This window comes from Nocardia sp. NPDC049707 (assembly GCF_040674855.1).
In the GTDB taxonomy this organism is placed as follows: Bacteria; Actinomycetota; Actinomycetes; order Mycobacteriales; family Mycobacteriaceae; genus Nocardia.
On the sequence record NZ_JBFANN010000017.1, the window covers coordinates 63,300 to 88,020 of the forward strand.

The window sequence follows — 24,721 nt, forward strand, 5'->3', positions numbered from 1 at the left end:
TCTCTCCACAACCATCAGGCAGGATAGGAGCCGTGATCCTCCGTCGAGACTCTGCCGCGCCGACCAGCTCGACTCGCGCCCGGTCGGGTGCCGAACGCACCATCCGTCCGCCGTCACCGCATCCATCGGGGGCGACGCCGCCGGAACTGCCGCGGGAATTGGTGCCCAATCATGTGGCGCTGGTGATGGACGGCAATGGGCGCTGGGCGCAGGAGCGCGGGCTGCCGCGCACCGCGGGGCACGAGCGCGGTGAGGCGGTCCTGATGGACACCGTCGAGGGCTGTATCGAGATCGGCGTGAAGTGGCTTTCGGCCTACGCCTTCTCCACCGAGAACTGGCGGCGCAGCCCGGAGGAGGTGCGCTTCCTCATGGGGTTCAACCGGGATGTCATCCGCCGTCGTCGCGACGAGATGCACGAGATGGGTGTGCGGGTGCGCTGGGCGGGGCGGCGACCGCGCCTGTGGCGCAGTGTGATCAAGGAACTGGAGACCGCGCAGGAGCTGACCAAGGACAACACGGTGATGACCCTCACCATGTGTGTCAACTACGGTGGTCGCGCCGAAATCGCGGATGCGGCAAAGGAAATAGCGCGCCGCGTGGCCGCGGGCGAAATCGATCCGGAGCGGGTGACCGAGGCGACGGTCGCCAAATACCTGGACGAGCCGGATATGCCGGACGTCGATCTGTTCCTGCGCCCCTCCGGCGAATTCCGCAGTTCGAACTTCCTCATCTGGCAATCCGCCTACGCCGAATACGTCTACCAGGACACGCTGTTTCCCGATTTCGACAGGCGCAACTTGTGGGAGGCCTGTCTCCAGTACGCTTCGCGTGACCGTCGCTTCGGGGGGACCAAGTGAACGGCGGCAGCAAATGAACGGCAGCATCGATATGGACGCAGCAGTCACCCCCGAACGAGAGCTACAGGCCCGCGCCGGCGCCTGCCTATCGCTCTACGACGTCGATGTGCGCATCGACCCGGAGGGTTCGCTCGGTTTCGAATACGAGGGCGCGCTGTGCTCATTGCGCGCGGTGACCCTGGCACCCGGCCTGGACGTACTGACGCTGACCTGCGTGCTGGCCTGGGACCGGCCGCTCAAGCCGCAGCTGCACAAGCGTGTCGCCGAGCGCAACAGCGCGATTCAGTTCGGTTCGATCACACTGATCACCCGCGGCAACCAGGCCGATGTCATGTTGCGCTACACCTTCCCGGCCGCCGGTCTGGACGATCAGGCGCTGGCCACCATGCTGCTGCTCGTGCTGTCCGGCGCGGGTAAGGCGAGGAAGGGACTGCTGCCCTGAGCCGCTGACCGCATGACAGATGTCATGGCAGGTTCGTGACACTCATGCGAGGTACCGGCCCCCGATTCGGGTGACCGTTGAGTCATGACATCGGCACTGACATCCACGGCCATCTTCGCCGCCGCGGGCGGCTCGGGCAGGCACCGGGCATCGTCCGCGATCGAACTGCGCGATCTGCACAAGAGCTTCCGGCTCCCTGGCGGCGGCGCGGTGCATGCCGTCGACGGACTCGATCTGGTGGTCGCGCCTGGCGAGATCGTGGCCTTCCTCGGCCCTAATGGCGCGGGTAAGACGACCACCATCGATTTGCTGCTCGGTTTGGCGAAGCCGGACTCGGGCAGCATCCGGGTTTTCGGCGGCACACCGGCGGAAGCGCTTGCGGCGGGCCGCCTTTCGGCGGTCCTGCAATCCGGTGGACTACTGCCCGATCTGACCGTTGCCGAGACCGTGCAGCTGGTGGCCACGCTGCACGCGCATCCCCATTCGGTCGATGAGGTACTCGCTCGCGCCGGTATCGCCGATATCGGCAATCGGCTGGTCGGCAAATGCTCGGGCGGGCAGAAGCAGCGTCTGCGGTTCGCGCTCGCGTTACTGCCGAATCCGGACCTCATCGTGCTCGACGAGCCGACCACTGGCATGGATGTGGAAGGGCGCCGGGAGTTCTGGAATGCGATGCGGGAGGATTCCGATCGCGGCCGCACCGTTGTCTTCGCCACCCATTACCTCGACGAGGCCGATGCGTACGCCGACCGGATCGTGCTGGTGCGCGCGGGCCGGGTAGTCGCGGACGGCAGTGCCGCCGAGATCAAGAACCTGGCCGCTGGACGCGCCGTCAGCGCGACCCTGCCCGGCGCCGATCCGGCCCGCCTGCTCGCGGTCCCCGGTGTCGACGATGTGGAACTCCGCGGTGACCGAATTATTTTGCACACCAACGATTCCGACGCCATCGCGCGTTTTCTTCTCACCGAAACCGCTGCACTCGATCTCGAAATCACCTCGCACAATCTCGAATCCGCGTTTCTGGCGCTCACCACCGGAGACAACTGATATGACCACTTCTGCCCCACAAGCTGTTTCGGTGCGTATTCCGCTCGGCGGCTTCAGCCTCGGCTTCCTGCGGCTGGAACTGCGGCGCATGCTGCGCAATCGGCGCACCATGATCTTCACGCTGGTCATGCCGCCGCTGCTCTTCGTCATCTTCGGCCTGCAATCCGATTACAAGACGCAGTCTTTCGGCTCCGGCAATGTCACCGGCTATGTGATGGTGTCCATCGCGGTGTACGGCGCGATGTTGGCCACCACCAGCGGCGGCGCGATGGTCGCGATCGAACGCGCACAGGGCTGGAGTCGCCAATTGCGGCTCACCCCACTGCGTTCCGTCGCCTATATCGCCACCAAGGTGGCCGTCGCGATGGTGCTCGGCCTGGTCTCGGTTACCGCGGTCTTCGCCGTCGGCGGGATTCTCGGCGCCCACCTGACGGTCACCGCGTGGGTGAGCTGCTTCCTGCTGGCATGGATCTCCTCGCTGGTATTCGCCGCCTTCGGCCTGTTCGTCGGCTACCTGTTGCCCTCGGAGAAAGTCATGCAGCTGCTCGGCCCGGCCCTCGCTGGGCTGTCCTTCGCGGGCGGTCTGTTCAAGCCGTTGCACGGTTGGTTCGAGACGGTCTCCAAGATCTTCCCGACCAATGGCGTCGCCACTCTGGCCCGCATGCCCTTCGGCGACACCAGCGCAGGATCGATCGCATTGGGCATCCTCAATGTCGTCGTCTGGGCCACGATCTTCGTCGGCGGCGCGGCCATCCTGTTCCGCCGTGACACCGCACGCTGAACCATCGGGCACCAGCCGCCTGTCCAAGGGAGGAGGCGGCTGGTGCGATGTCGTGCGGGTCGACCACACGCTGCGAGGCGCGGGCGCGCGGGGGACGCTCGGTGATGTGGTGTGGGTTGGCCGGGCGGTATGTGGTGGGGGAGTGTGGTTGCTTGGTGATGACGTGTGGGGTGATCAGGTGACGTGCGGTGCGGGAGCCGGGCCGTTCGATGATGCGGTGCGAGTGGTCCGGGCGCTGCCGGGAGTACGTGTGGCTGCCCGTTCGGTAGCGTCGTCCCTTGTGATCGAGCACTGTGCGCGCAACCGGGATCAGGTTTCGGTGTGCGCGCTGGCCGGGCGGGAACGGCGATGGGCGTGAAGTCCGCATTGCGGGGGGCTGCGACATCCGATTTTCTCGATCGGGTGGTCCAGGACGGCGGAATCAGCGCGACCGGTAAGTGGCGCGGATGGTTCGGTGGGCTCATGTCCGTCGCGTGGCTGTCGTTCATGATCGGACCGGTTATCCGGAGTTGGCAGCGCGCGGATCAGCCGACAGCGAGTCTGGCGACCGCGGCTTTGCTCGCGTACGCGGTACTGATCGTCGGTTCCTTCATCGCTTTCCGGCGCACCTTCGGCACCAGCCCGTTGGTGGAGCGTCCCGTCGACTGGCGCATATGGGCAGTGCTCGCCGGTATGACGGCGTGCAGCGCGGGGTTGATGGCGTTGCTCGGCGCGATCGCGCTGGCGACATTGATCTTCGTCGGCGTGATCGCGATCTTTCATATGCCCTCGCGCGAATCCGGCTATGTGGCCCTCACGGTGACGATCGCGATGCTGCTGGTGCCGGTGGCTTTGCCGAGCCTGTCCGGTGTGCCGTTCTACGTGTCTTTCGTGCCCACCGTGATCTGGGTGGCCAGGCAGCTCGGCCTGCGCGGCGAGCGGTTGGCCGAACTGGCTCGACGGCAGCAGGCCGAACTCGCGATCGTCGAGGAGCGCAACCGGGTCGCGCGCGACGTGCACGATATCCTCGGCCATTCGCTGACCGTGATCACGGTGAAAACCGAACTCGCGCAACGTCTTATCGATGTCGATCTGACGCGGGCGAAGGCCGAGATGGCCGATGTCGAGCGACTGGCCCGGGAGGCGCTGGCCGGGGTACGGGATACCGTCGGCGGTCTGCGCGAGGTGTCGCTGCGCGGTGAACTGGCCAATGCGCGGACCGCGCTGGCGGCCGCCGATATCGACGCCACGCTGCTGGATGCGGTACCCGATACGCCCCACAGCGAATTATTCGGTTGGGTGCTGCGCGAGGCGGTCACCAACGTGATCCGGCACAGTGCCGCCCGACACTGCACGGTCACCGTGACCGATTCCAGCATCGAGGTGGTCGACGACGGTCGCGGGCTCGGGACCGTCGATTCCGGATCCGGACTGGCCGGCCTGCGCGAACGAGTGCGGGCCGCCGGGGGAACATTGACACTGTCGTCGTCCGAGGGAGGTGTTCGTGTGCGTGCAACGGTGCCCGAGTGATCCGGAAATGGTTCCGAGCGTAGACATTTCGCGGTTTCGCGGCATTATCCGCCACGATTCGGCCGAAACCGCACCTGCGGACCCATTCCTGTCCTCGAAGGACCATGTCGCATGATCCGCCTCTTGCTCGCCGACGACCAAGCGCTCGTCCGCGGCGCACTTGCCGCACTCCTCGGTCTGGAATCCGATCTGGACGTTGTCGCGGAGGTCGGTCGCGGTGACGAAGTCCTGGACGCGGTCGCGCGCACCACACCCGATGTGGTGCTGCTGGATGTGGAAATGCCGGGCATGGACGGCATCGCCGTCGCGGCGCAACTGCACGCCGCCCACCCAGATGTCCGCATCCTCATGGTCACGACCTTCGGCCGCCCCGGCTATCTGCGGCGTGCAATCGATGCGGGCGCAAGCGGATTCGTCGTAAAGGACACTCCGGCCCGCGAACTCGCCGATGCGGTGCGTCGAGTCCACATGGGCTTACGCGTTGTCGATCCCGCCCTCGCCACCGAAACCCTGGCCGTCGGCACCTCGCCACTGACTGCCCGCGAACGCGAGGTCTTGGCCGCCGCGGCCGACGGTGCCGCCGCGGGCACCATCGCCAAACAGCTACACCTGTCGGAAGGCACTGTCCGCAACCACCTTTCATCCGCCATCGGCAAAACCGGAACCAGCACCCGCGCCGAAGCCGTCCGCGCCGCCGAACGCCTCGGCTGGCTCTGACCACCGAGTCCGCACAGGCAGTGACTACCTCACACGAGGGGTGGAGCCTGTTGCCGAATACTCTGCCCGTCGCACCGCCCGCGCAAAGGAGGATCAAACCCACCCAGCAGTGGGCATGATTTCGCCTCAGCTGCCTATAGGCGTATGACCTGGGTCAAGGCTGAAAACCGCGCCAATTCGGCAACAGTCGCTGTGCCTTATGCGAGGCAGTGACTGGATATGCGACGTCTAGGAATCGACCGGCTGGACGGCGGGCTCGCCATAGGGCAGCAGGATCGCTACGCCGCGTGCGAGGGTTTCCGGATCGGGATCGCCGACGATCAAGTGCTGCAACATGAATCCCGGCACCAGGCCGACGATCGCCGTGGTGACGGCGTGGATATCGGTATCGGGCGGTAGCCAGCCGACCTCCACCATGCGCTCGACGTACTCGGTCCACCGATCACGCATCGCGCGCACGGACTCCTTGACGTACTCGGCCGCCTCGGGATGCACCAGTGCCAGCGCCCATGCCTGTGGTGCGAGCCGGACCGGTCCGTCCGGGCCGCTGTTCGCGACGACGAACTCGGCGATGACCCGGATGAGCTGGGCTGGGGTCGGCAGCGGATCGGACCGGATTGCCGTGGTCATGGTCGCGCGCAGTTCGACCGTCGTCTCGGCGGCCAGGGCCGCGATGATGTCGTTCTTGCTCTTGAAGTACCGGTAGACCGCCCCGGCGGACAGGTCCGATTCGGTGAAGATGTCCTGCATCGAGGTCTCGTGGAAACCCTTGTGGGCAAAACAGAGCTGCGCGGCGTCGAGGATCTGCTGCCTGCGACGTTCCATGTGTTCTGCACTGACTCTGGGCATGGTTCCAAAGTAAAACGAATGCTCGTTCTTGACAAGCCGGATGGGCCGTGCGACGGTATCCCTCACGAAAGAGAATGATCATTCGATTTTCGGGAGAACGTCATGAATACGACCCAGCGGGCAGTAGCTGCCGGCGTCGCCGCGGCCCTGCTCCAGGCATTGATGCTGATCGCCTTCGCCTGGCCCGCGGCCCATATCGCGCCGCGCGATCTGCCCATCGCCGTCAGTGGCCCACAGGCCGCCGTGGTCGCCGACAAACTGACTCAGCACGAACCCGACGCCTTCGATATCAGCAACCCCGCCGACGAGGCGGCGGCGCGTGCGGCGATCGAGAACCGGGACGTCTACGGCGCCATCATCACCGGTGGCGGTGCGCCGCGTGTGCTGGTCGCCTCCGGCGCGAGTCCCGTTGTGGCACAACAGCTCACCGCGATTGCCCAGCAGCTTTCCGGGGTGCCGGCCACGCCGGTCGAGGATGTGGTGGCCGCCGATCCGGACGATCCGCGCGGCACCGCCTTCGGTGCGATGGTATTGCCGCTGGTCATGTCCGGTATCGCGGCGGGTGTCGTACTCAGCCTCTTGATTCCGTCGGTCGGTGGTAAAGCGCTCGGACTGATCACCTTCGGTATCGCGGGTGGGTTGTTGAGCATCGTGATCATTCAGACCTGGATGTCGGTGGTCCCCGGTCCGTATCCGACGCTGGCCGCCGTCGCCGGTCTGGTGTCCTTCGCGGTCTCCGGTACGGTCGTCGGCCTGTCCAGCGCGATCGGCCGTGCGGGCATCGGTCTCGCGGCGCTGACCATGCTCCTGATCGGCAACCCGTTCTCGGCCGCGACCTCGGCTCCGGAACTGCTGCCGCAGCCGTGGGGTGCCGTCGGCCAGTTGCTGCCGCCGGGTGCCGCCGCCTCACTGCTGCGTTCGGTCGCCTTCTTCGACGGTGCTGCTGCTACCAGACCTCTTGTGGTCCTTATCATCTGGGCTGTGGCCGCGCTGGTCCTGCTGGGCCTCGGCGCACTCCGTGGACGGCGTCCGGCCGCGAAGCCCGCCCCGGTCCGCTCCGGCGACCCAGTCGCCGTCTGATCCCGCACCGCCTCGAAATCGACTGCGGGCCACCACTGTTCGGCAGTGGTGGCCCGCGTCGTCCGGTTATCAGGAGATGGTGAAGGAGGAGTTCGGGGCGCTGCCCTCACCCTGCTTCGCGTCGTAGGTCACCATATAGGTGCCGGTGGCCGGGGACGGAACCACGAAAATGGCGTAGTTCTTCGCATTGTCGATGGTTTGGTTGGTATTCAGCAGCTCGTTGATCGGTCCGCGGATATCGGCGGGAATCGTTTGGCCGTCCGGGGTTTTCACGGTGAAGTAGTCGTGGAAGATATTCAGTCCGCCCGCGGAGATCCCGGGGCCACCAATGATCTTGATGTGCAACGAGAGATCCATCTTGTCGCGCTCGTTCTTGGTGTAGCTCGGAGCCAGTGTGCCGCCGGTGATTTCGATCGTTGTCTGATCCTGCACCAGCTTGCCGGTGACATTCAGCGTCTTCGGTGCGACGCCCTCGACCTGAGCCGAGGCTTTGAGTGGAATTTTGGTCTGGTTATCCGATGCCTGCCCGTAGATCACCGTAATGGTGTCGAGCAGGTGCTCGGCATCGTGCAGCGTCTTGACCGAGGTGGTGACTTCGCCGGTGGCCGAACCCTTTCCGGGCACGGTCGGCGAGTCGAAGCTCGCCCCGCCGTCGACCTCCTTGTCGACCTGCAGGTAGGTGTTATTGCTGATCGTCTTGTTGTCGGGAGTGGTGTTCTTATAGGTGATATCGATCAGCACCCTGGCGCCGCCGAATTCGTCGGGCACCACGGTCGCCTTGTCCACCGTGATATCGAAGCCCTCGTACCATCCGGTCTTGCCGATGGTGCGGACGGTCGATTGGCCGTTCTTCGCCCCCGGTTGCCCCTGGCCGATGGTGTTCGCTGCGGACGCCGTCGTGGTCGGCCCCGACTTGGTGTCCTTGTCGTCGCATGCCGTCATGAGCAGGGCGGAACTGCCGATGAGTACGGCCGCTCCGATAGTGGTGATTTTCCGGTGTCTGTCCGCCGCGAAAATGGTCGATCGCACGCTGCCTCCCAGAAGATTTCGATCTCAGTGCGCGACGCCCGGAAGCGTCCGGACGTCAGGTGATACGCAGTGAAATCTTCTTGGACGCCAGCGCCGTTAACTATGTGACCGCCATCACAACTTCGAGTGGTCTACCTTGGCGCATTCGCAGCAGGTGCCGAAGATCTCCATGGTGTGGCTGACCTCGGTGAATCCGTGTTCGCCTGCGATGGTTTCGGCCCATGCCTCGACCGTCGGTCCCTCGACTTCCACGGTACGTCCGCAGTGTCGGCAGACCAGATGGTGATGATGCCCGGTGGAGCACTGCCGATAGACGGACTCGCCGGTGTCGGTGCGCAGCACATCGACGAGTCCGGCATCGGCGAGTGACTGCAGGGTGCGGTAGACCGTGGTCAACCCGATGCCCTCGCCGCGGCGGCGCAATTCGTCGTGCAACTCCTGCGCGGAGCGGAACTCTTCGATATCCCCGAGCAGCGCGGCGATCGCGCTGCGCTGCCGGGTACTGCGAACGCCAACCGGCTTCTCTGGCAAGGCTGTCTTATCTGGCACGGTCACCCTTCCTCGGCATGGGCCACGGCGTCGACAACGATATGCGCCAGATGGTCGTCGACGAGTTCGTACAGCACTTCGCGTCCGGAGCGTTCCCCGTGCACCACACCCGCGGACTTGAGAATCCGCAGATGCTGGCTGACCAACGGTTGGGTGACACCGAGGACATCGACCAGTTCGTGTACGCAGCGCGGCGATTCGCGCAATTGGAGCACAATGGCGATGCGCACCGGGGCGGCGAGGGCGCGTAGCAGCTCGCCCGCGTCCTCCAGGACGCTCCGTGTCGGCACCGGCGCGGGAGCGGGTGATCGGTACGGGTTGTGCGGATGGGCGGTGGCGGTCTCGGTGGTCATCGAACCAACTCCTTATTGGAAAGCGATTCCATTTTGATATGCACAGTTGCGCATGTCAAACGAGCGTGCCAATCGGCAAGGCGTGTGCGGTGCAAAACCGGTTGGCCGGTGCCGATAGGCTGGAGGGCAATCTTCCGCCGAGTCGAGCGACTCGGCGCAATCGAATCCGACTCGTAGTGGATGGAGAATTCTCGAGTGGCACCCAAGTCGAAGGTGGACACCGTTGCCAACCTCGCCAAGCGCCGGGGTCTGGTGTACCCGTGTGGTGAGATCTACGGCGGCACCAAATCGGCGTGGGACTACGGTCCGCTCGGTGTCGAGCTCAAGGAGAACATCAAGAAGCAGTGGTGGCGTTCCATGGTCACCAGCCGCGAGGATGTGGTCGGCCTCGACTCGTCGGTGATTCTGCCGCGTCAGGTGTGGGTCGCATCCGGCCACGTCGGTGTCTTCAACGATCCGCTGGTCGAATGCCTGAACTGCCACCACCGGCACCGGCAGGACCACCTGCAGGAGGCCTACGCGATCAAGCACAAGATCGACGACCCGGACTCCGTCTCGATGGAGCTGGTTGCGTGCCCCGACTGCGGCACCGTCGGTCGCTGGACCGAGCCGCGTGACTTCAACATGATGCTCAAGACCTACCTCGGCCCCGTCGAGTCCGAGGAGGGTCTGCACTACCTGCGCCCGGAAACCGCACAGGGCATCTTCATCAACTTCGCCAATGTGATGACCACCGCGCGCAAGAAGCCGCCGTTCGGCATCGCGCAGATCGGCAAGAGCTTCCGCAACGAGATCACCCCCGGCAACTTCATCTTCCGCACCCGTGAGTTCGAGCAGATGGAGATGGAGTACTTCGTCAAGCCGGGTGAGGACGCGGAGTGGCACAAGTACTGGATCGACACCCGGTTCGCCTGGTACACCGACCTCGGCATCGACCCGGAGAACTTGCGGCTCTTCGAGCACCCGAAGGACAAGCTGTCGCACTACTCGGCGGGCACCACCGATATCGAGTACCGCTTCGGCTTCCAGGGCAATGAGTGGGGTGAGCTGGAGGGCATCGCCAACCGCACCGACTTCGACCTGAAGACCCATTCGGAGCATTCCGGCAATGACCTGAGCTACTTCGACCAGACCACCAATGAGCGCTACACCCCGTATGTCATCGAGCCCGCGGCCGGTCTGACCCGCTCGCTGATGGCGTTCCTTGTCGATGCGTACACCGTTGACCAGGCGCCCAATGCCAAGGGCGTCATGGAGGAGCGCATCAGTCTGCGGCTGGACCGCCGGCTCGCGCCGGTGAAGGCGGCGGTGCTGCCGTTGTCGCGTAATGCGGACCTGACGCCGAAGGCGAAAGATCTCGCCGCGCAGCTGCGCAAGAACTGGAATGTCGAATTCGACGATGCCGGCGCCATCGGCCGCCGCTACCGGCGCCAGGACGAAATCGGCACGCCGTTCTGCATCACGGTCGACTTCGATACCCTCGATGACCAGGCGGTCACCGTCCGCGAGCGCGATTCCATGGCGCAGGAGCGGATCGCGCTGGACAAGGTCGAGAGCTACCTGGCGCAGCATCTCATCGGCGTCTGAATTCGATAACGAGCAACGCCCTGTCGCGCCGCGACGGGGCGTTTTCGTACCTCGTTGGCTACCGGATTGCCTGCGCCGCAGGTGAATTCAGCGCGTATCCGGATTCCGGTTCGACTGGAGGAGCAGCCCGATCGCGCTCGGGATCAGCAGCGCGCAGCCCCAGGGCACTGCGACCCAGAACGGCCAGAAGTATCCGGCGCCGGTCGCCACCCAGATCGTGAGGCACAGTGCGTTCACCGCGACCCATGGGATCCACATGATGATGACCCATTGCGGCACTCGTTGGGCTGCGGAGACCGCTTTGCCCAGTACGGGTAGGTCCGACAGCAGCGGAGTCAGCTCACCATAGGTTTTGGCGGCGTACACCTGTTTGAGACGATCGTCGTATTCGTGCAGCGACAACCGGCCGTCGTTCATTGCCACCCGCAATTGTTCGGCGATCTTCTCGCGATCTGCGTCCGATGCGCGCAGCCTGTCCTGACCCACGAGTGTCAGCTTAGGGGCTGACCCCGTCCGTGGCAGTGCGTCTCGAGAATCATCGGGTGCATGGAAATATCCGGCGGGGTTACTCGGTTGACGGGCGATATGCCGTATGTCATCGAGTAGGCGGGAGCCGGACATGGCAACAGCTGTGAAGTTCGATCGTTATGGCGGAATCGAAGAACTGAAAGTGGTGAAGGTACCGACGCCGAAGGCGGGACCTGGTCGGGTCGTCGTCGAGGTCGTCGCGGCCGGCATCAACCCGGGGGAGGGGTATATCCGTTCGGGTGCGCTGCACGAGCAGTGGCCCGCGACATTTCCTTCGGGCGAGGGGACCGACTTCGCGGGTCGGATCGTGGAGATCGGATCCGGCGTCGGCGGGCTCGAGGTCGGAGCCGAAGTGGTCGGATTCACCGATGAGCGGGCCAGCCATGCCACCCATGTGGTTGTGTCCGCCGCGCAGGTGACGCTGAAGCCCGCGAAACTGGATTGGGATGTCGCCGGAGCGTTGTATGTCGCGGGGACAACAGCTTTCGCCGCCGTACAGGCAGTTGATCCGCAAGCAGGCGATACGGTCGCGGTTTCGGGTGCCGCGGGTGGCGTCGGCTCGATCGCCGTCCAACTCCTGCGGGCCAGGGGCGCAACGGTTCTCGGCATCGCGAGCGAGGCGAATCACGACTGGCTGCGCAAGCTCGGGGCGGTGCCGGTGGCCTATGGGGCGGGGCTGATCGACCGGATCCGTGCGGCCGCCCCCGACGGTGTGGACGCATTCATCGACACCTTCGGTGCCGAATATGTCGATCTCGCAATCGAACTCGGCATCCCACCCGAACGCATCGATACGATTATCAACTTCGAGGCCGCCGACAGATATGGCGTGCAGACCGACGGCAATGCCGCGGCGGGCACCATCGATGTGCTTGCCGAACTGGCCGATCTGGCCGCCGCGGGCACGGTGGAAGTCCCCATCGCGGCCGTCTATCCGCTCGACAGGGTCCAGGACGCCTATCGCGAACTGGAGCAGCGCCACACGCGCGGCAAGATCGTGCTGCACCCTTAGGCGGGCACGTTCCAGAACTCGTTTTCGTGGCGCATGCCCTCGAGGAACAGCTCTTCCGCACGCGCCGGATCGCCACCCGCCTCGTCGAGCATCTGCCCGCAGCGGCGGGTGAGCGCCGCGAATCCGGGATCGGCATAGGTGTCGACCCAGCGCCGGTAGCGGGGTTCCGGCGGCGGATTCTCGGCGAGGATCGCGCCCAGGGTCGAATACCCCCACATGCACGGATACAGCGCCGCCAGCCCGTCGGCGTAGGACGCGGCCGACTCCAGCAGGAATGCGGTGTAGGCCGCGCACGGCGCCCCCTTCGTCGCACCGTCGAGATCCGCGCCGAATTCGGCGGCCAGCGACCGATGCAGGGAAAGTTCCTCGTGATATGTCGCGTACGCGAGATCCACCAGATCGCCGAGATGTGACGCGGGCGCCTGCCAGGCCAGCCGGGTGAACACCCGCACATAGTCCAGCAGGAACATATAATCCTGTTCGAGCCAGGACCGGAAAACCGATTCGGGCAGATCGCCTTTGGCGATCCCCGCCACAGTCGGATGCGCCAGCTGGCTGACCAGCAGCGGATATCCGAGCTCCTCCAGATGCGCCGTAAGACCGATGTGTGCCGTGGGACTCATGTGGGCAGTCTCTCTCAGGCGGAGTTGCTCCGGAATTGCGCCCCGGTGGGTAGTGCCGCACGCTGAGCCATGTGTTGTGGGATGAGGAGGATTTGGTGCGGGTGTTGGGTGCCTCGGAACAACGTTTCGTGCGCGCGGGGACCTACACCGGACGGTCCGTGACGGTCGTCGGTGATCTCGATACGAATGCGCTGGGGGCTGCCTTCACCGCACTACAGCGTGCCTATCCGGTGGTGACCTGCCGGATCGGTGAGGACGCTACCGGTCGCGGCTATCTGCTACGCCGCGGCGATACCCCGCCGATCGGCATGACGGCGAGTTTCGGTGATCCGGATCCCGTCCGCATTCCGGAGCCGATCGATCCGGCCGGACAGCTGGCCTACCTGGATGTCGTGTACTCCGAGCGGGGCCGCTCGCGCGTCACACTTTTCGCCCACCACAGCATCGCCGACGCGGGCTACTGCATCGAACTGCTGTCCCGACTATGGGACTTCTATACCGATTACGTCGAATCCGGTACGACAACCGTTGTGCCGCACGACTATCCGCAGTCGCTGGAATGGCATGTGGCGGCGCGCGGGATCGCCCGCCACTCGGTCTCCGGCTTCGAGGATGTCACCAATCCGCTGCAACCCGTGGTTATTGCGCCCCCATCCGCGATCCCCGCACCCGCCGCGCTGGTTCGGCCGTGGCGCATCATCTTGGACGAGGAGGTGAGCGCCCGCATCATCGAGCGCGGGCGCTATCCGGGGGTGACGGTCAACGGGTTGGTCACCGCCGCCCTGTTACGCGCCTTCGCCTCGGAAAAGGCCGGGGCCACCGGCGATCCGGTGTCGCTCGGCTGCCTGTACCCGGTGGATATGCGCACCCGCCTGGAACCGCCGGTCGCGCGTGCCGAGGGCACCAATATGGCGGGTCTGGCCTCTTTTGCCGCGGCGGTAGACCGGTCCGCGGACATCGTCGAACTGGCCCAACGCATTTCGGCCCGTTTGCGACATGATCTCGCCGAGGGCATCGTCGAGCAGTCGGTGCTGCACTTCCCGGATTATTTCGGCCCCGCCCGGATCCACTCCCTGGCCGGGCACGTCGCGGTGACGAATACCGGTGCCGTGCCCGCCTTCCGCTGCCCCGCGAATATCGCGCTCACCGACTACGAGATCGTCTATGTCTCCGCGCATCCGCGTCCCTCCGCGGGTGCCTCGGCGGCAATCACCTTCCTGGTCTACACCTTCGAAGGCCGACTGACCGTCGGCGTGCTCGGCAGCGGCGCCGACCGGCTCGTGCCTGTGGTGCGCAACGAGTTGACGGTCCTCGCTGAGGAGGCCGTCAACTCCTGAAGGCACGAGCCACTATTGGTAGGTGGCGTGCGTCGGGCGCATGACCAGCACGACCCGGCGCTGATGGTCGGCGACCGGACGCTGATACCGCAGGTCGTAGCGGCGCGCGAGCACATCGAAGAAATCGCCGTCGGGATCGGGTTCGATGGCCTCGATAACACCGCGGACCTCGAGGTAGCGGTAGGGCTTCTCCGGATCGTTGATGCTCACCGCGACGTCGGGATTCTGCTTGGTATTGACGGCCTTACGCCGATCGATCGTGGTGGTGAAGCGCAGGCGCCCGCCATCCCACACCTGCCATACCGGCGTCACCTGCGGAGTGCCGTCCGGGTTGAGCGTGGCGAGATGGGCGAACAGCGGTCGCGATAGCAGATCGGCGTGGCTCTCGGGGATTACGGAATCATCCATGGCCCAAAGACTATCAAGGCTTTGATAGGTCAGCTATCTTTGACACTTATGAAATTGCCCGCGGAACAGCGGCTCGGTCTGGACCTCAAGCGCGCCGAGCAGGAGCTGATGGCCGTCAAACACGAGGCGGTCAAACCGCTTACGGTGCCGCAGTACGCGGCGCTCTACGCACTGTCGGAGAATCCGGGCATCTCCGCCGCCGCTCTCGCCCGCGAATGTCTGGTGACACCGCAGGCGATGACCGTGGTCCTCAAGAACCTGCAGGAGCGCGGTTTGGTGGAGCGCACACCGCATCCCTGGCACCGCGGTGTGCTCGAAACCCGCCTGACCCCCGCCGGTCGCAAGGCCTTCGACGAGGCCGATGCCAAGGCCGCCGCCATCGAGCGCCGCGTATCCGCCGCCTTCAGCGCGCAGGAGCGCCAACAGTTGCGAGCGTTGTTGGCCCGGTTCACCGAAGCTCTTCAGGAATGAGGGCGTGGGCAGGGGAAGGGGCGGTAGGTTCGTAGAGAAGGCTGATTGCGCGGCCGTGATCGAGGAAAGCGGGTGTTCGAACAGTGCGGACCAACGGAGACCGAAGGCGCGGGGGTGGGCTCGGTGCCGCCGCCATCGGCGTCGGGGCACTCGGCGTCGGTGAGTTGATCGCGGCCTCGCGCGGTGATTCGCTGATCGATGCCATCGGCCGGGTCACGGTGGATGCCGCGCCGGTGCCGGTTGTCGAGACGACCGTCGCGCTCTCCGGTAAGCACGATAAGGCCGTGACGCGTCTCGGCGTCGGGGCTGGTGCGGTTGCCGCGACGGTCGGGCTGGGGGCGCTGTCCGATCAGGCGCGCACGCCCGTTGTCGCCGCCTTCGGTGTCGCCGCAGCTGCTTCGGGTTTCCGTCGACCAACCCGTTCACCAGCCACCGTCGCCGGTGCGGCCGCCGCCGCGGGTGTGCTCGGCCTCGGGCTGCGCAGGCGCCCGCGTGGGCTGTTCGGCGCGCTGCTGTGGGCGGGTGCCGGTACCGGACTGTTGGCGGGGGCGCGGGCGCTGATTCATGACTACGACCGCAGGCAGCGCGATGCGATCCGTCGGGTCGGCCCGCTGGGTGGGCTCTCGATGGTGCCGCAGGACGGGTTGGAGGACGAGCCCGGTTTGTCGGCACTGATCACCGGGAACCGGAGTTTCTATGTCGCCGATGTCAATCTGAGTCCGCCCCGGATCGATCCGACCCGCTGGCGGCTGTCGGTCACCGGGAAGGTCGCACATCCGCTGCGCCTGTCGCTGGCCGAATTGGCCGCGGACGCGGTGGAATTCGATGCGGTCATGGTGTGCGTGCACAATCGGCCCGGTGAGCGTCGCGCGGGTAATGGCCGCTGGTACGGGGTTCCGCTGGCCCAGCTGCTCGAGCACGCGATCCCCGAAACCGGTGCGACCCGGCTGGTGACCAGGGCCGTCGACGGCTACACCATTTCGCTGCCGGTGGAGCCGCTGCGCTCCGGTACGTGGCCCGGATATGTGGTGATCGGGGTGAACGGCGAACCGCTCACCCCGGAGCACGGATTCCCGGCCCGCGTCTTCGTGCCCGGCCTCTACGGCCAGTACACCGGCGCGAAATGGCTTGCCGAACTGGAACTCACCGACGACAGCCATGTCGACTACTGGTGGAAGCGCGGTTGGCCGTCGGAACCGATCTGGGTGACACCGCAGGCGCGCATCGACGTCACCGCCCCGGGCCGTGCGGCCGCGGGCACCACCAGCATCGCTGGTGTCGCATGGGCGCCGCCGCACGGCGTCGAGTCGGTCGAACTCCGTATCGACGAAGGCGATTGGCGCCAAGTGGATCTCGGCACCGAACTCGCCCCCGCCGCCTGGCGCCGCTGGCGCACCACCGTCGACCTGCCCGCGGGCGAACACACCGTCCAGGCCCGCGCCATCAGCCGCTCCGGCGAGATCCAGGACGGCACCCCGCGCGCCCCCTTCCCCTCCGGCCCAACCGGCTTTCACACCGTCACCATCAAAATCTGACCACTCCGTCAGGTGTGAATGGGTTCTCGGAGTTCGGTGACCCAGCCGGACGGGTCCTCGGTGTATTCGAGGTCACCTCGCGGGCGAGCCCTGCGCAGCGGTAGCCATTGGCATAGATCCATGTGCCCGGGGACTGCCATGGTTCCAGGACCTCGCCCATGCTGCCCCGGTGCACGACGGCGGCGGCTTGCGACACCGCGGGCAGATCGACGATCGCCAATTCACAGCGTCAACCCTCAGAACCGACCGCCCCGGTTGATGCGGCGGGATCCGCTGGAACCGCCATACGAGCCGGGGGTGTAGCCGCCGGAGCGTTGACGGCTGGCGCTGCCCGCACCGCGCAGCAGTCCCTCGATCAGAATTCCGCCGAGCACCGCACCCGCCTGGGCCGTGCCCGAGGGCGGCTGGCTGTTCTCCCAGGCCCGCACGCTGGCCTGGGCCTCCTGCAATGCGCGACCACCCAGGTCGGCGGCGGCCTGCGCGCTGATCAGCGCCTGAGCCGGATCGGTAGTGGAAAGCTGTTGTGCCGCATCGAGATTGCGCTGCGCTTCGGATAGGCGAGTGCGTGCCTGTGCATCGATACCGCCGCGTCTGGTGCTGATGTAGTCGGCTGCCGCGCCGATCCGGGCGCGGGCATTGGTGAGCGCTCGGTCGAGTCGGCGCTGGAGCTCCTCGGCGGCCAGTTTGCGGTCGGTGGCCGCGGCATTGGCGAGATCCAGCGCATTATCGGCGGCAACGGCATTGTGGAAGGCGTCCAGTGGGTCGCTGTTTGCGGTGCCGGCCGCGGTGGTGAGCGCCGTCTCCGCCGCGATGATGGCGGCCTGCAGATCGACACCGCCATAGCCCGACAGCTCCCTCGCGGTGGCGATATCCGCGCGCAGTTCGGCGAGTACAGCAGGCAGTCCATCGGTCGCCTGCCGGATATTCGTCGCCGCATTGTCGACGGCATCGAGCAGCGTACGAGCCTGTCCCACCGCCCCTTCCGCGGCCCGGATGGCGGCGACCGCAGCACCCTGCTTGCCGACCGGCTGGGTGATGGCGGCGCGTCCGGCATCGATGTTCTGTTCCGCGAAGGTGATTCGCTCGCGCGCCATGGTCACATTGTCTCGAACCGGAGCGAGCACGCTGGCCGGATACGCGGTGGTGAGTCGGGTGAGTTCGGTCTCCGAACTCGGTGCACGCCCGGTCAACTCGACCAAATCCCGTGTCAGTCCGTCCAATCGAGTGGATGCGTTGATGAGCAGATCGCGCATCGCGTCGAATTCGGCCACCTGAGCGTCGAGTTCCCGATCGGCCCGCCCGACCGTGCCGATCAGATCGACCAGCATGGTGCGCTGCTGATCCGGTGTCTCGGGAATATCGTCATCGAGTTGCTGCCTGATCGAGAAGGCCTTGGCGGCAGCCGATTTCGCATTCGCCAGGGCGTTGTTGAACGGCGTGGCCGCGGTATCGCCGAATTCACCGGTGGCCAACTCCAACTCCTCGGCACTGGTCCGCACGGCATTGTCGATCTCGACCAGCACCTCCTTCGATCGGGCCTGTAGTGCGTCCAGTGACAATGCCGCGAGCGCGGTGGAGTTGTCCGGATCGACCTGTCGCGCCGCCGCCAACTCGGCACGTCGTCGATCAGCGCGCCGCTTGCGCGAATACAGCACCAGCCCACCGACAGTCAGCACGATCAGCGCGGCGACGATCAACAGTGGCCGTATGCTGATTCCACCGCCGTGCATCGCCGAATCCAGCCCATCGGCCATCAGCACCCCGGCATCGGCCCACCGGGCGTCCCGCAGCGCGGGCTCCACTTTGCGGGTCAATACGGTGTCCAGTGCGGAATCGCTGACTCTGCTCGGCAACTTGCCGTCGAACCAATACGCGCGATCCTCGGTAGCGACAGCGAGCAATAGATCACGCGCACCGAATCCGGACATGGTCGCGGTGCGATCGGCCCACGCCTGCGGACTCATCCCGTTGAAATCGTGTACATAGACAACCCAGAGCCGCATCTGCTGATCGGCGTAGAGGGTGTCGACCGCCGCTGACACCCGATGGAGTTGCCCTTGATCGAGCACCCGCGCCGAGTCGACCACATACGACCCCATCCGCAGCGGCGGCTCGGCGCCGACCGGGCCACCGGCCAGTGCGACACAGAGAAACGCCACGCCGAGGACCACCACGGCCACCCAGCGGGTTCGACGAATCTGCGGTAAGAACAGCATGGGATGAATGTAGCTGGATACCATCGAACCGTGATCACGATCGACCTGCCGTACACCGGTCACGTGTCCCGTGGATCGAATCCGCAACAGCGGGACGTCCCTGGTGCGCGCATTATCAAAATGTCCGTCGGCGGCATCGACAACAACTGCTATCTGGTGCAGTGCACCGCCACCGGCGCGGCACTGCTCATTGACGCCGCCAACGAAGCCGACCGCATTATCGAACTCGTCAACCAGGAGACGCCGGACCGCGTCGCCCTGGTCGTCACCACCCATCAGCACCGTGATCACTGGTCGGCCCTGGAAAAGGTCGCCGCAGCCACGGGCGCACCGACCGCCGCGCATCCACTCGATGCCGCGCCGCTCCCGGTGCGCCCCGACCGGTTACTCGCCACCGGCGACCTCATCGAGATCGGCGACCTGGCCTTCGAGGTCATCCACCTACGTGGACATACCCCCGGCTCGATTGCCCTCGCCCTGGTCGCCGGTCCGGGCGTGCACCTGTTCACCGGCGACGCCCTTTTCCCGGGCGGCGTCGGCCGCACCACCAACCGGGAGGATTTCACCTCCCTCTACACCGACGTCACCACCAAGATCTTCGATCGCTATCCGGATGACGCCGTCGTCTATCCCGGTCACGGTGACGACACCACGCTCGGCACCGAACGCCCGCACCTCGGCGAATGGCGTGAACGCGGCTGGTAGTCGATTTATGTGGCCCGCGGGTTGAGGCTTTCGAACATCCGCTCACTGCTCTGCGCACCGTAACCGTCGGCGACCTGGCGATCGACGAGGTTCTTGATCGTGCCGATGATGTCCAGGTCGACGCCTGCATCGCGGCTGGCCGACACGATGGCGTCCAGAGCGGCCTTGGTGAAATCCAAGGGCTGGAACGGTTTCGAGTAATCGCCGGAGTCGATGGTGGCTCCGGCCGTCGGAAGTGATCCGGTCATCGCGGCGATCCAGCCCGATGCGCGTTGGCCGAAGTCCTCGGCCGACATACCGATCGCGCGAACCATGGCGGCGCCGTGGTAGAAGCCCGCGAACATGGTGTACATCCCGGCGAGCAGGGCGAAGTCGACCAGTGCGGCCTGTCCGGCGTCCGCGCCGAAATACTCTGCGCTGCCGAGCAATTCGAGGGTTGTGCGGTGTTCGTCGAAGAGTTGGCTGGAGCCGCTGTAGAGCACGGATGAGCCGGGTTGGCCGATCATCGGCGGGACGGCCATGATGCCGCCGTCGAGGAAGTCGATGCCGTGCTTCGCGGCCCATTCGGCCAGTTCGCGCGATCCACGCGGCTCGGTGGTGGTCAGGTTGACCAACGCGCGGTCGGCAAGGATATCGGTGACCGGGTCCAGTACCTCGTGCACGGACCGATGGTCCAACAGACAGGCCACCACGAGGTCGCTCGCGGTCACCGCCTCGGCCACGGTCCGCGCCGACTTCGCCCCTGCTGCAGCGAGTTCCGCGTCCCGACCGGCGCTGCGATTCCACACCGTCGTCGGGTGTCCGGCCCGTACGAAGGCCGCGGCCAGCGCCTGTCCCATCGCGCCGAGCCCAAGGACCGTCACGGATGTCGTCATGTATCCACTCCTCAAAGTATCGAGATGGCTGGGGTCGGCGCGCCGGAATCCATTCTGGATATGCACTGCACTGTCGACAAGTACCGACTAATAAGTTCAGTACTAACCAAGAGGTAAGTTTTGCCGATCGATGTGCGCCTTACGTTCTCGTCGACGGTGACCTGGCAAACTTGGTCAGGTGTATTCGGCGACCCTGGCCTCGGCTCCCGGATCCGGCCCGTCCCGCGGCGTCGGAGGTGGGCTGGCGCGCTGGGCGCGACGACTGGTCCTGGGCGCGATCTTGATAGGGGCGGTGCTGGTCGGCGGCACGGCATTCCGGGTCTGGCATGTCGCGCGCATCGACGACTACACCAAGGCCGACGCGATCGTCGTACTCGGGGCCGCGCAATACTCCGGCACGCCGTCGACGGTGTTCGAGGCGCGATTGGATCAGGCCTACAAACTGTTCAAGGCCGGTGTCGCACCCAAGGTGATCACCGTGGGCGGTAAGCAGGACGGCGATCTGTACACCGAGGCCGCCTCCGGCAAGAACTATCTGGAGGAGCGCGGCATACCGAGCGACCGGATCCTGGCGGTGGAAACAGGTTCGGACACCCTGCGAAGCATCGAGGCCGTCGCCGCCGCCATGAGCGCCCGCAAGATGTCCTCGGCGGTGCTGGTCAGCGATCCGTGGCATTCGCTGCGCACCAGAACCATGGCCCGCGACGCCGGGTTGGAGGCATGGACCGCGCCGACCCGGACCGGCCCCGCCGTGTACACCAGAGAGTCGCAGGCGCACGGAATCGCAAGGGAGACCGGCGCTTTGCTCTGGTATCAGCTCACGCACTTCTCATCGGACTTCAAATACTCAGCGGGGCAGTGAGATTCGATGTACACCGAGCATGACCGTGAGCGAATGGTGGTGGAGGGAGCCAAGACCGCCGGTCTCGGTCCGCCGCGCAGTGAGTTCGAAACCGGCCACCGCACCGAATTCGCCCGCGACCGCGCCCGGGTGCTGCACTCCGCCGCCCTGCGCAGACTCGCCGACAAAACCCAGGTCATGGGGCCGCGTGATGGTGACACCCCGCGCACCCGCTTGACCCATTCGATCGAGGTGGCCCAGATCGGGCGCAGCATCGCCGACGGTCTCGGCTGCGATCCGGATCTGGTCGACCTGGCCGGATTGGCGCACGATATCGGCCATCCGCCCTACGGCCACAACGGCGAGCAGGCCCTCGATCTCTTCGCCGACGCGTACGGCGGATTCGAGGGCAATGCGCAGAATCTGCGCATCCTCACGCGGCTGGAACCGAAGGTTCTTGATGCGGACGGCACAAGCGCGGGCCTGAATCTTACCCGTGCCGCACTCGACGCAGCCATCAAATACCCTTGGGCCAGAACAGGTTCGGGCACCAAATTCGGTGCTTACGATATCGATCTGGATCGGCTGGAATGGGTACGCAAGGATGCGCCGGACCGGCGCAAGAGCCTCGAATGCCAGATCATGGACTGGTCCGACGATGTCGCGTACTCGGTGCACGATGTGGAGGACGGCGTGATTGCCGGGCGCATCGAATTGCGGGCGCTAGCCGATCCGTCCGAACAGGCGGCACTCGCCGAACTCGGGCACGGCCAGCACCGGACGCTTTCGGTTGACGACCTCATCGGTGCCGCCCAGCGGCTTTCCGAATTGCCCGTCGTCGCCGAAGCCGCCTCCTATGACGGCACCCTCGCCAGTTCGGTCGCGTTGAAGCGCCTCACCAGTGAACTGGTCGGCCGTTTCGCCACGGCCGCGATCATGGCCACGCGGGTGGTCGCCGGTGACAGGGCGTTGTCCCGATACGCCGCGGACCTCGAGATTCCACCGATCGTCGCCGCTGAGGTTGCGATGCTCAAGACCGTCGCCCTGCGGTACGTCATGTCCGACCTCCAGCACAAGCAACGGCAGGCCGTGCAGCGGGAGCGGATTCTGGCGGTCGCGCACCGACTGCTGGCGACGGCACCACAAGGACTGGACCCGCTGCTGCTGCCGTGGTGGCACGCCGCCAGCGACGACACCGCGCGAGTTCGGGTAATCGTCGATCAGATCGCGTCGTATACCGAGAGTCGGCTGGAGCGGGTAGCGGCGTGACCAGCCGCTGGGCCTGTCGAGGGCGGGCTGGCCTAGACTGACCGCCGTGGCCGGACGACTCCCAGATCGCGATATCGCGGCAATACGCGAACGCGTCCGGATCGAGGATGTGGTGGGGGAGTACGTCGCCCTGAAGCGAGCGGGCGCGGACTCCATGAAGGGCCTGTGCCCGTTCCACGACGAGAAGTCGCCGTCGTTCCACGTGCGGCCCAATCACGGCCTGTACCACTGCTTCGGCTGCGGTGAGGGCGGCGATGTCTTCGCCTTCCTGCAGAAGGTCGAGCACATCGGCTTCGTCGAGGCGGTCGAGCAACTCGCCGATCGGATCGGCTACCAGATCAATTACGAGGGCGGCGGCACCTCGGTGCAGCGCGACCGCGGCACCAGGGCGAGGTTGGTCGCCGCCAACGCCGCCGCGCATGAGTTCTACATGGCCAAACTGCGCGAGCCGGATGCCGAGGCGGCGCGCAAGTATTTGACCGACCGTAACTTCGACGGCAATGCCGCTCAGCTGTTCGGTTGCGGCTACGCCCCGGCAGGCTGGGATACGCTCACGAAGCATCTGCTGCGCAAGGGCTTCGACTTCAAGGAGCTGGAGGCGGCCGGGCTGGCACGGCAGGGGCAGCGCGGCCCGATCGACCGCTTCCACCGGCGGCTGCTGTGGCCGATCCGCAATCTCGGCGGCGATGTCATCGGCTTCGGTGCGCGCAAGCTCTTCGACGACGACACCATGCCCGGCAAGTACATCAATACGCCGGAAACCTTGCTGTACAAGAAGTCTCAGGTGCTCTTCGGCCTCGATCACGCCAAACGTGAGATCGCCAAGGGCCACCAAGCGGTGGTGGTCGAGGGCTACACCGATGTGATGGCCATGCATCTGGCCGGGGTGAAAACCGCCGTCGCCTCCTGCGGCACCGCCTTCGGTGATGAGCATCTCGCACTACTGCGCCGCCTGCTCATGGACGACAACTTCTGGCGCGGCGAAATCATCTATACCTTCGACGGTGACGCGGCCGGCCAGGCGGCGGCGCTGAAAGCCTTTGCGGGCGACCAGAAGTTGGCCGGGCAGACCTATATCGCCATCGCCCCGGACGGCCAGGACCCGTGCGAACTGCGCCAGCGCTCCGGCGACGGTGCCGTGCGCGACCTGGTGGCCCGGCGAACCCCGTTGTACGAGTTCGTGATTCGTGGCCTGCTCGCCGACCACAACCTGGATACCGCCGAGGGCCAGGTGGAGGCGTTGCGCCGTGCCGTGCCGGTGGTGGCGCAGATCAAGGACAACGCGCTGCGCAAGGCATACGCGACGAAGCTGGCGGGCTGGGTCGGCTGGGACGATATCCAAACGATCGTGCGGCGGGTCGGTGAGGAAGCCAAGCACAATCGCAACGGTGGGCGTCCAGGCGGTCGTGGCCCAGCGGGCACACCGCAGCAGCCCAACACGGTCGTTGCCGAGCGTCCCGCCGCGCGCCCCAACCCGAACGATCCGACGCTGCTGCCGCAACGGCAGGCACTCGGTGCGGCTCTGCAGTATCCGGCGATGGCCGGTGCGGTCTTCGATTCGATCGAGGCCGAGGCGTTCACGCATCCGGCCTATGCGGCCGTTCGGGCCATGATCGCCGAGGCAGGTGGCACCGCCTCCGGACTCGGCGGTGCGGAGTGGGTCAATGTCGTTTCCGACGGCACCGATGACCTGACCATGCGAGCGCTGGTTTCCGAGCTGTCCGGCGAACAGATGCCGGTGAAGTCCGCCAACGACATTCCCCGATTCGTCACCGGCGTGCTGGCTCGCGTCCAGGAAGCCTGGGTAGGCCGCCAGATCGCGGAGTTGAAGTCGAAGCTGCAGCGTGTGTCGTCGACCGAGCAGGCCGATGCGTATATGGCGTTGTTCGGTGATCTCGTTGCGTTGGAGCAGTACCGCAAGAGTTTGCTGACCCAGGCGATGGGGAATCACGACGACTTCACAGCGCACTGAGTAGCGCCGGAGTTCGGGTAGCCGCCGCAGCCGATTCGTCGGTTGCTCGAGCGTCGGTTTCGCGCATCCAGAGTTGCCGCGCTGACGGTCAGCCGCTGCGGTTAGCCGGGCACATTGACGACGACCAAG

At 65.7% G+C, this 24,721-nt stretch carries 26 protein-coding genes; 17 read left to right on the top strand and 9 right to left on the bottom strand.

Annotation, left to right across the window (positions count from 1 at the left end; all coding sequences use genetic code 11):
- The first annotated feature begins 35 nt into the window (after positions 1-35).
- The 7 genes from AB0J29_RS17385 (at position 36) to AB0J29_RS17415 (ending at position 5,353) form a co-directional block, all read left to right on the top strand.
- Positions 36-857, top strand: coding sequence for an isoprenyl transferase (locus AB0J29_RS17385; protein WP_364786611.1), 822 nt, complete (start codon positions 36-38; stop codon positions 855-857).
- Positions 858-870: 13 nt separating this feature from the next.
- Positions 871-1,299, top strand: a complete 429-nt coding sequence (locus AB0J29_RS17390) for a hypothetical protein (protein WP_364786449.1) — start codon at positions 871-873, stop codon at positions 1,297-1,299.
- 84 nt (positions 1,300-1,383) lie between these two features.
- A complete protein-coding gene (locus tag AB0J29_RS17395) occupies positions 1,384-2,346 on the top strand; it encodes an ABC transporter ATP-binding protein (protein ID WP_364786452.1) in 963 nt (320 codons plus the stop codon).
- A 1-nt stretch (position 2,347) separates the two neighbouring features.
- Positions 2,348-3,127 carry an ABC transporter permease gene (locus AB0J29_RS17400; protein ID WP_364786455.1) on the top strand — a complete coding sequence of 260 codons (780 nt, stop codon included), beginning with the start codon at positions 2,348-2,350 and terminating at the stop codon, positions 3,125-3,127.
- Entirely contained in the window at positions 3,111-3,485 is a 375-nt protein-coding gene (locus AB0J29_RS17405; RefSeq protein ID WP_364786458.1) for a hypothetical protein, read from the top strand. Before AB0J29_RS17400 ends, AB0J29_RS17405 begins: the two co-directional genes overlap by 17 nt.
- Positions 3,476-4,636 carry a sensor histidine kinase gene (locus tag AB0J29_RS17410; protein WP_364786461.1) on the top strand — a complete coding sequence of 387 codons (1,161 nt, stop codon included), beginning with the start codon at positions 3,476-3,478 and terminating at the stop codon, positions 4,634-4,636. Before AB0J29_RS17405 ends, AB0J29_RS17410 begins: the two co-directional genes overlap by 10 nt.
- A 111-nt stretch (positions 4,637-4,747) precedes the next feature.
- Positions 4,748-5,353, top strand: a complete 606-nt coding sequence (locus AB0J29_RS17415; protein ID WP_364786464.1) for a response regulator transcription factor — start codon at positions 4,748-4,750, stop codon at positions 5,351-5,353.
- Positions 5,354-5,581: 228 nt separating this feature from the next.
- Here the strand turns inward: AB0J29_RS17415 and AB0J29_RS17420 are convergent, their stop codons facing one another.
- Positions 5,582-6,202, bottom strand: coding sequence for a TetR/AcrR family transcriptional regulator (locus AB0J29_RS17420; protein ID WP_364786467.1), 621 nt, complete (start codon positions 6,200-6,202; stop codon positions 5,582-5,584).
- A 102-nt stretch (positions 6,203-6,304) separates the two neighbouring features.
- Between AB0J29_RS17420 and AB0J29_RS17425 the strand changes: the two genes are divergently transcribed.
- Positions 6,305-7,282 (top strand): hypothetical protein, encoded by a 978-nt coding sequence (locus tag AB0J29_RS17425; protein WP_364786470.1) that lies wholly within the window; start codon positions 6,305-6,307, stop codon positions 7,280-7,282.
- Positions 7,283-7,351: 69 nt separating this feature from the next.
- Here AB0J29_RS17425 and AB0J29_RS17430 read toward each other — a convergent pair whose 3' ends face one another.
- The 3 genes from AB0J29_RS17430 to AB0J29_RS17440 all read right to left on the bottom strand — a co-directional run bounded on the left by AB0J29_RS17430 (position 7,352) and on the right by AB0J29_RS17440 (position 9,213).
- The gene (locus tag AB0J29_RS17430; RefSeq protein WP_364786473.1) at positions 7,352-8,311 is read right to left on the bottom strand and encodes a hypothetical protein; all 960 of its coding nucleotides are present in this window, start codon (positions 8,309-8,311) and stop codon (positions 7,352-7,354) included.
- Positions 8,312-8,425: 114 nt separating this feature from the next.
- Positions 8,426-8,860: a Fur family transcriptional regulator gene (locus AB0J29_RS17435; RefSeq protein WP_364786476.1), complete on the bottom strand. Its 435-nt coding sequence runs from the start codon at positions 8,858-8,860 to the stop codon at positions 8,426-8,428.
- Positions 8,861-8,862: 2 nt separating this feature from the next.
- Entirely contained in the window at positions 8,863-9,213 is a 351-nt protein-coding gene (locus AB0J29_RS17440) for a metalloregulator ArsR/SmtB family transcription factor (RefSeq protein WP_364786479.1), read from the bottom strand.
- A 195-nt stretch (positions 9,214-9,408) separates the two neighbouring features.
- Here AB0J29_RS17440 and AB0J29_RS17445 point away from each other — a divergent pair, with 195 nt between their 5' ends.
- Positions 9,409-10,800: a glycine--tRNA ligase gene (locus AB0J29_RS17445; protein WP_364786482.1), complete on the top strand. Its 1,392-nt coding sequence runs from the start codon at positions 9,409-9,411 to the stop codon at positions 10,798-10,800.
- Positions 10,801-10,887: 87 nt separating this feature from the next.
- Here AB0J29_RS17445 and AB0J29_RS17450 read toward each other — a convergent pair whose 3' ends face one another.
- Positions 10,888-11,286: a DUF1707 domain-containing protein gene (locus tag AB0J29_RS17450; RefSeq protein WP_364786485.1), complete on the bottom strand. Its 399-nt coding sequence runs from the start codon at positions 11,284-11,286 to the stop codon at positions 10,888-10,890.
- Between the two features lie 133 nt (positions 11,287-11,419).
- Here AB0J29_RS17450 and AB0J29_RS17455 point away from each other — a divergent pair, with 133 nt between their 5' ends.
- The gene (locus AB0J29_RS17455) at positions 11,420-12,340 is read left to right on the top strand and encodes an NADP-dependent oxidoreductase (RefSeq protein WP_364786488.1); all 921 of its coding nucleotides are present in this window, start codon (positions 11,420-11,422) and stop codon (positions 12,338-12,340) included.
- On the opposite strand, the gene AB0J29_RS17460 is transcribed toward AB0J29_RS17455, so the two are convergent.
- Complete coding sequence (locus tag AB0J29_RS17460; RefSeq protein WP_364786491.1) at positions 12,337-12,963, bottom strand: transcriptional regulator; 627 nt, start codon at positions 12,961-12,963, stop codon at positions 12,337-12,339. The two genes, AB0J29_RS17455 and AB0J29_RS17460, sit on opposite strands and share 4 nt — an antisense overlap.
- Positions 12,964-13,034: 71 nt before the next feature.
- Between AB0J29_RS17460 and AB0J29_RS17465 the strand changes: the two genes are divergently transcribed.
- Positions 13,035-14,300, top strand: a complete 1,266-nt coding sequence (locus AB0J29_RS17465) for an acyltransferase (protein WP_364786494.1) — start codon at positions 13,035-13,037, stop codon at positions 14,298-14,300.
- 12 nt (positions 14,301-14,312) lie between these two features.
- Here the strand turns inward: AB0J29_RS17465 and AB0J29_RS17470 are convergent, their stop codons facing one another.
- Positions 14,313-14,708, bottom strand: coding sequence for a PPOX class F420-dependent oxidoreductase (locus AB0J29_RS17470; RefSeq protein ID WP_364786497.1), 396 nt, complete (start codon positions 14,706-14,708; stop codon positions 14,313-14,315).
- A gap of 48 nt (positions 14,709-14,756) precedes the next feature.
- Between AB0J29_RS17470 and AB0J29_RS17475 the strand changes: the two genes are divergently transcribed.
- The gene (locus tag AB0J29_RS17475; RefSeq protein ID WP_364786500.1) at positions 14,757-15,179 is read left to right on the top strand and encodes a MarR family transcriptional regulator; all 423 of its coding nucleotides are present in this window, start codon (positions 14,757-14,759) and stop codon (positions 15,177-15,179) included.
- A gap of 83 nt (positions 15,180-15,262) precedes the next feature.
- Positions 15,263-16,714 carry a molybdopterin-dependent oxidoreductase gene (locus AB0J29_RS17480; protein ID WP_364786503.1) on the top strand — a complete coding sequence of 484 codons (1,452 nt, stop codon included), beginning with the start codon at positions 15,263-15,265 and terminating at the stop codon, positions 16,712-16,714.
- A 236-nt stretch (positions 16,715-16,950) separates the two neighbouring features.
- Here the strand turns inward: AB0J29_RS17480 and AB0J29_RS17485 are convergent, their stop codons facing one another.
- A complete protein-coding gene (locus AB0J29_RS17485) occupies positions 16,951-18,930 on the bottom strand; it encodes a TPM domain-containing protein (RefSeq protein ID WP_364786506.1) in 1,980 nt (659 codons plus the stop codon).
- A 3-nt stretch (positions 18,931-18,933) separates the two neighbouring features.
- Here AB0J29_RS17485 and AB0J29_RS17490 point away from each other — a divergent pair, with 3 nt between their 5' ends.
- Complete coding sequence (locus AB0J29_RS17490) at positions 18,934-19,635, top strand: MBL fold metallo-hydrolase (protein WP_364786509.1); 702 nt, start codon at positions 18,934-18,936, stop codon at positions 19,633-19,635.
- A 5-nt stretch (positions 19,636-19,640) separates the two neighbouring features.
- Here AB0J29_RS17490 and AB0J29_RS17495 read toward each other — a convergent pair whose 3' ends face one another.
- Complete coding sequence (locus AB0J29_RS17495) at positions 19,641-20,510, bottom strand: NAD(P)-binding domain-containing protein (RefSeq protein WP_364786512.1); 870 nt, start codon at positions 20,508-20,510, stop codon at positions 19,641-19,643.
- 178 nt (positions 20,511-20,688) lie between these two features.
- On the opposite strand from AB0J29_RS17495, the gene AB0J29_RS17500 reads away from it, so the two are divergent.
- The 3 genes from AB0J29_RS17500 to dnaG are packed head-to-tail and all read left to right on the top strand — an operon-like array spanning position 20,689 to position 24,592.
- On the top strand, positions 20,689-21,372 hold the full coding sequence (locus AB0J29_RS17500; RefSeq protein WP_364786515.1) for a YdcF family protein: 684 nt from the start codon (positions 20,689-20,691) through the stop codon (positions 21,370-21,372).
- A gap of 6 nt (positions 21,373-21,378) precedes the next feature.
- Positions 21,379-22,620, top strand: coding sequence for a deoxyguanosinetriphosphate triphosphohydrolase (locus AB0J29_RS17505; protein ID WP_364786518.1), 1,242 nt, complete (start codon positions 21,379-21,381; stop codon positions 22,618-22,620).
- 46 nt (positions 22,621-22,666) lie between these two features.
- On the top strand, positions 22,667-24,592 hold the full coding sequence (dnaG, locus tag AB0J29_RS17510; RefSeq protein WP_364786521.1) for a DNA primase: 1,926 nt from the start codon (positions 22,667-22,669) through the stop codon (positions 24,590-24,592).
- The last annotated feature ends 129 nt before the right edge of the window (positions 24,593-24,721 follow it).

What these genes read in the sequence shown, in the direction of transcription:
- AB0J29_RS17390 (WP_364786449.1), top strand. Translation starts at nt 871, where the DNA reads ATGAACGGCAGCATCGATATGGACGCAGCAGTCACCCCCGAACGAGAG.
- AB0J29_RS17395 (WP_364786452.1), top strand. Translation starts at nt 1,384, where the DNA reads ATGACATCGGCACTGACATCCACGGCCATCTTCGCCGCCGCGGGCGGC.
- AB0J29_RS17400 (WP_364786455.1), top strand. Translation starts at nt 2,348, where the DNA reads ATGACCACTTCTGCCCCACAAGCTGTTTCGGTGCGTATTCCGCTCGGC.
- AB0J29_RS17410 (WP_364786461.1), top strand. Translation starts at nt 3,476, where the DNA reads ATGGGCGTGAAGTCCGCATTGCGGGGGGCTGCGACATCCGATTTTCTC.
- AB0J29_RS17415 (WP_364786464.1), top strand. Translation starts at nt 4,748, where the DNA reads ATGATCCGCCTCTTGCTCGCCGACGACCAAGCGCTCGTCCGCGGCGCA.
- AB0J29_RS17420 (WP_364786467.1), bottom strand. Translation starts at nt 6,202, where the DNA reads ATGCCCAGAGTCAGTGCAGAACACATGGAACGTCGCAGGCAGCAGATC.
- AB0J29_RS17425 (WP_364786470.1), top strand. Translation starts at nt 6,305, where the DNA reads ATGAATACGACCCAGCGGGCAGTAGCTGCCGGCGTCGCCGCGGCCCTG.
- AB0J29_RS17440 (WP_364786479.1), bottom strand. Translation starts at nt 9,213, where the DNA reads ATGACCACCGAGACCGCCACCGCCCATCCGCACAACCCGTACCGATCA.
- AB0J29_RS17455 (WP_364786488.1), top strand. Translation starts at nt 11,420, where the DNA reads ATGGCAACAGCTGTGAAGTTCGATCGTTATGGCGGAATCGAAGAACTG.
- AB0J29_RS17460 (WP_364786491.1), bottom strand. Translation starts at nt 12,963, where the DNA reads ATGAGTCCCACGGCACACATCGGTCTTACGGCGCATCTGGAGGAGCTC.
- AB0J29_RS17470 (WP_364786497.1), bottom strand. Translation starts at nt 14,708, where the DNA reads ATGGATGATTCCGTAATCCCCGAGAGCCACGCCGATCTGCTATCGCGA.
- AB0J29_RS17475 (WP_364786500.1), top strand. Translation starts at nt 14,757, where the DNA reads ATGAAATTGCCCGCGGAACAGCGGCTCGGTCTGGACCTCAAGCGCGCC.
- AB0J29_RS17485 (WP_364786506.1), bottom strand. Translation starts at nt 18,930, where the DNA reads ATGCTGTTCTTACCGCAGATTCGTCGAACCCGCTGGGTGGCCGTGGTG.
- AB0J29_RS17490 (WP_364786509.1), top strand. Translation starts at nt 18,934, where the DNA reads ATGAATGTAGCTGGATACCATCGAACCGTGATCACGATCGACCTGCCG.
- AB0J29_RS17495 (WP_364786512.1), bottom strand. Translation starts at nt 20,510, where the DNA reads ATGACGACATCCGTGACGGTCCTTGGGCTCGGCGCGATGGGACAGGCG.
- AB0J29_RS17505 (WP_364786518.1), top strand. Translation starts at nt 21,379, where the DNA reads ATGTACACCGAGCATGACCGTGAGCGAATGGTGGTGGAGGGAGCCAAG.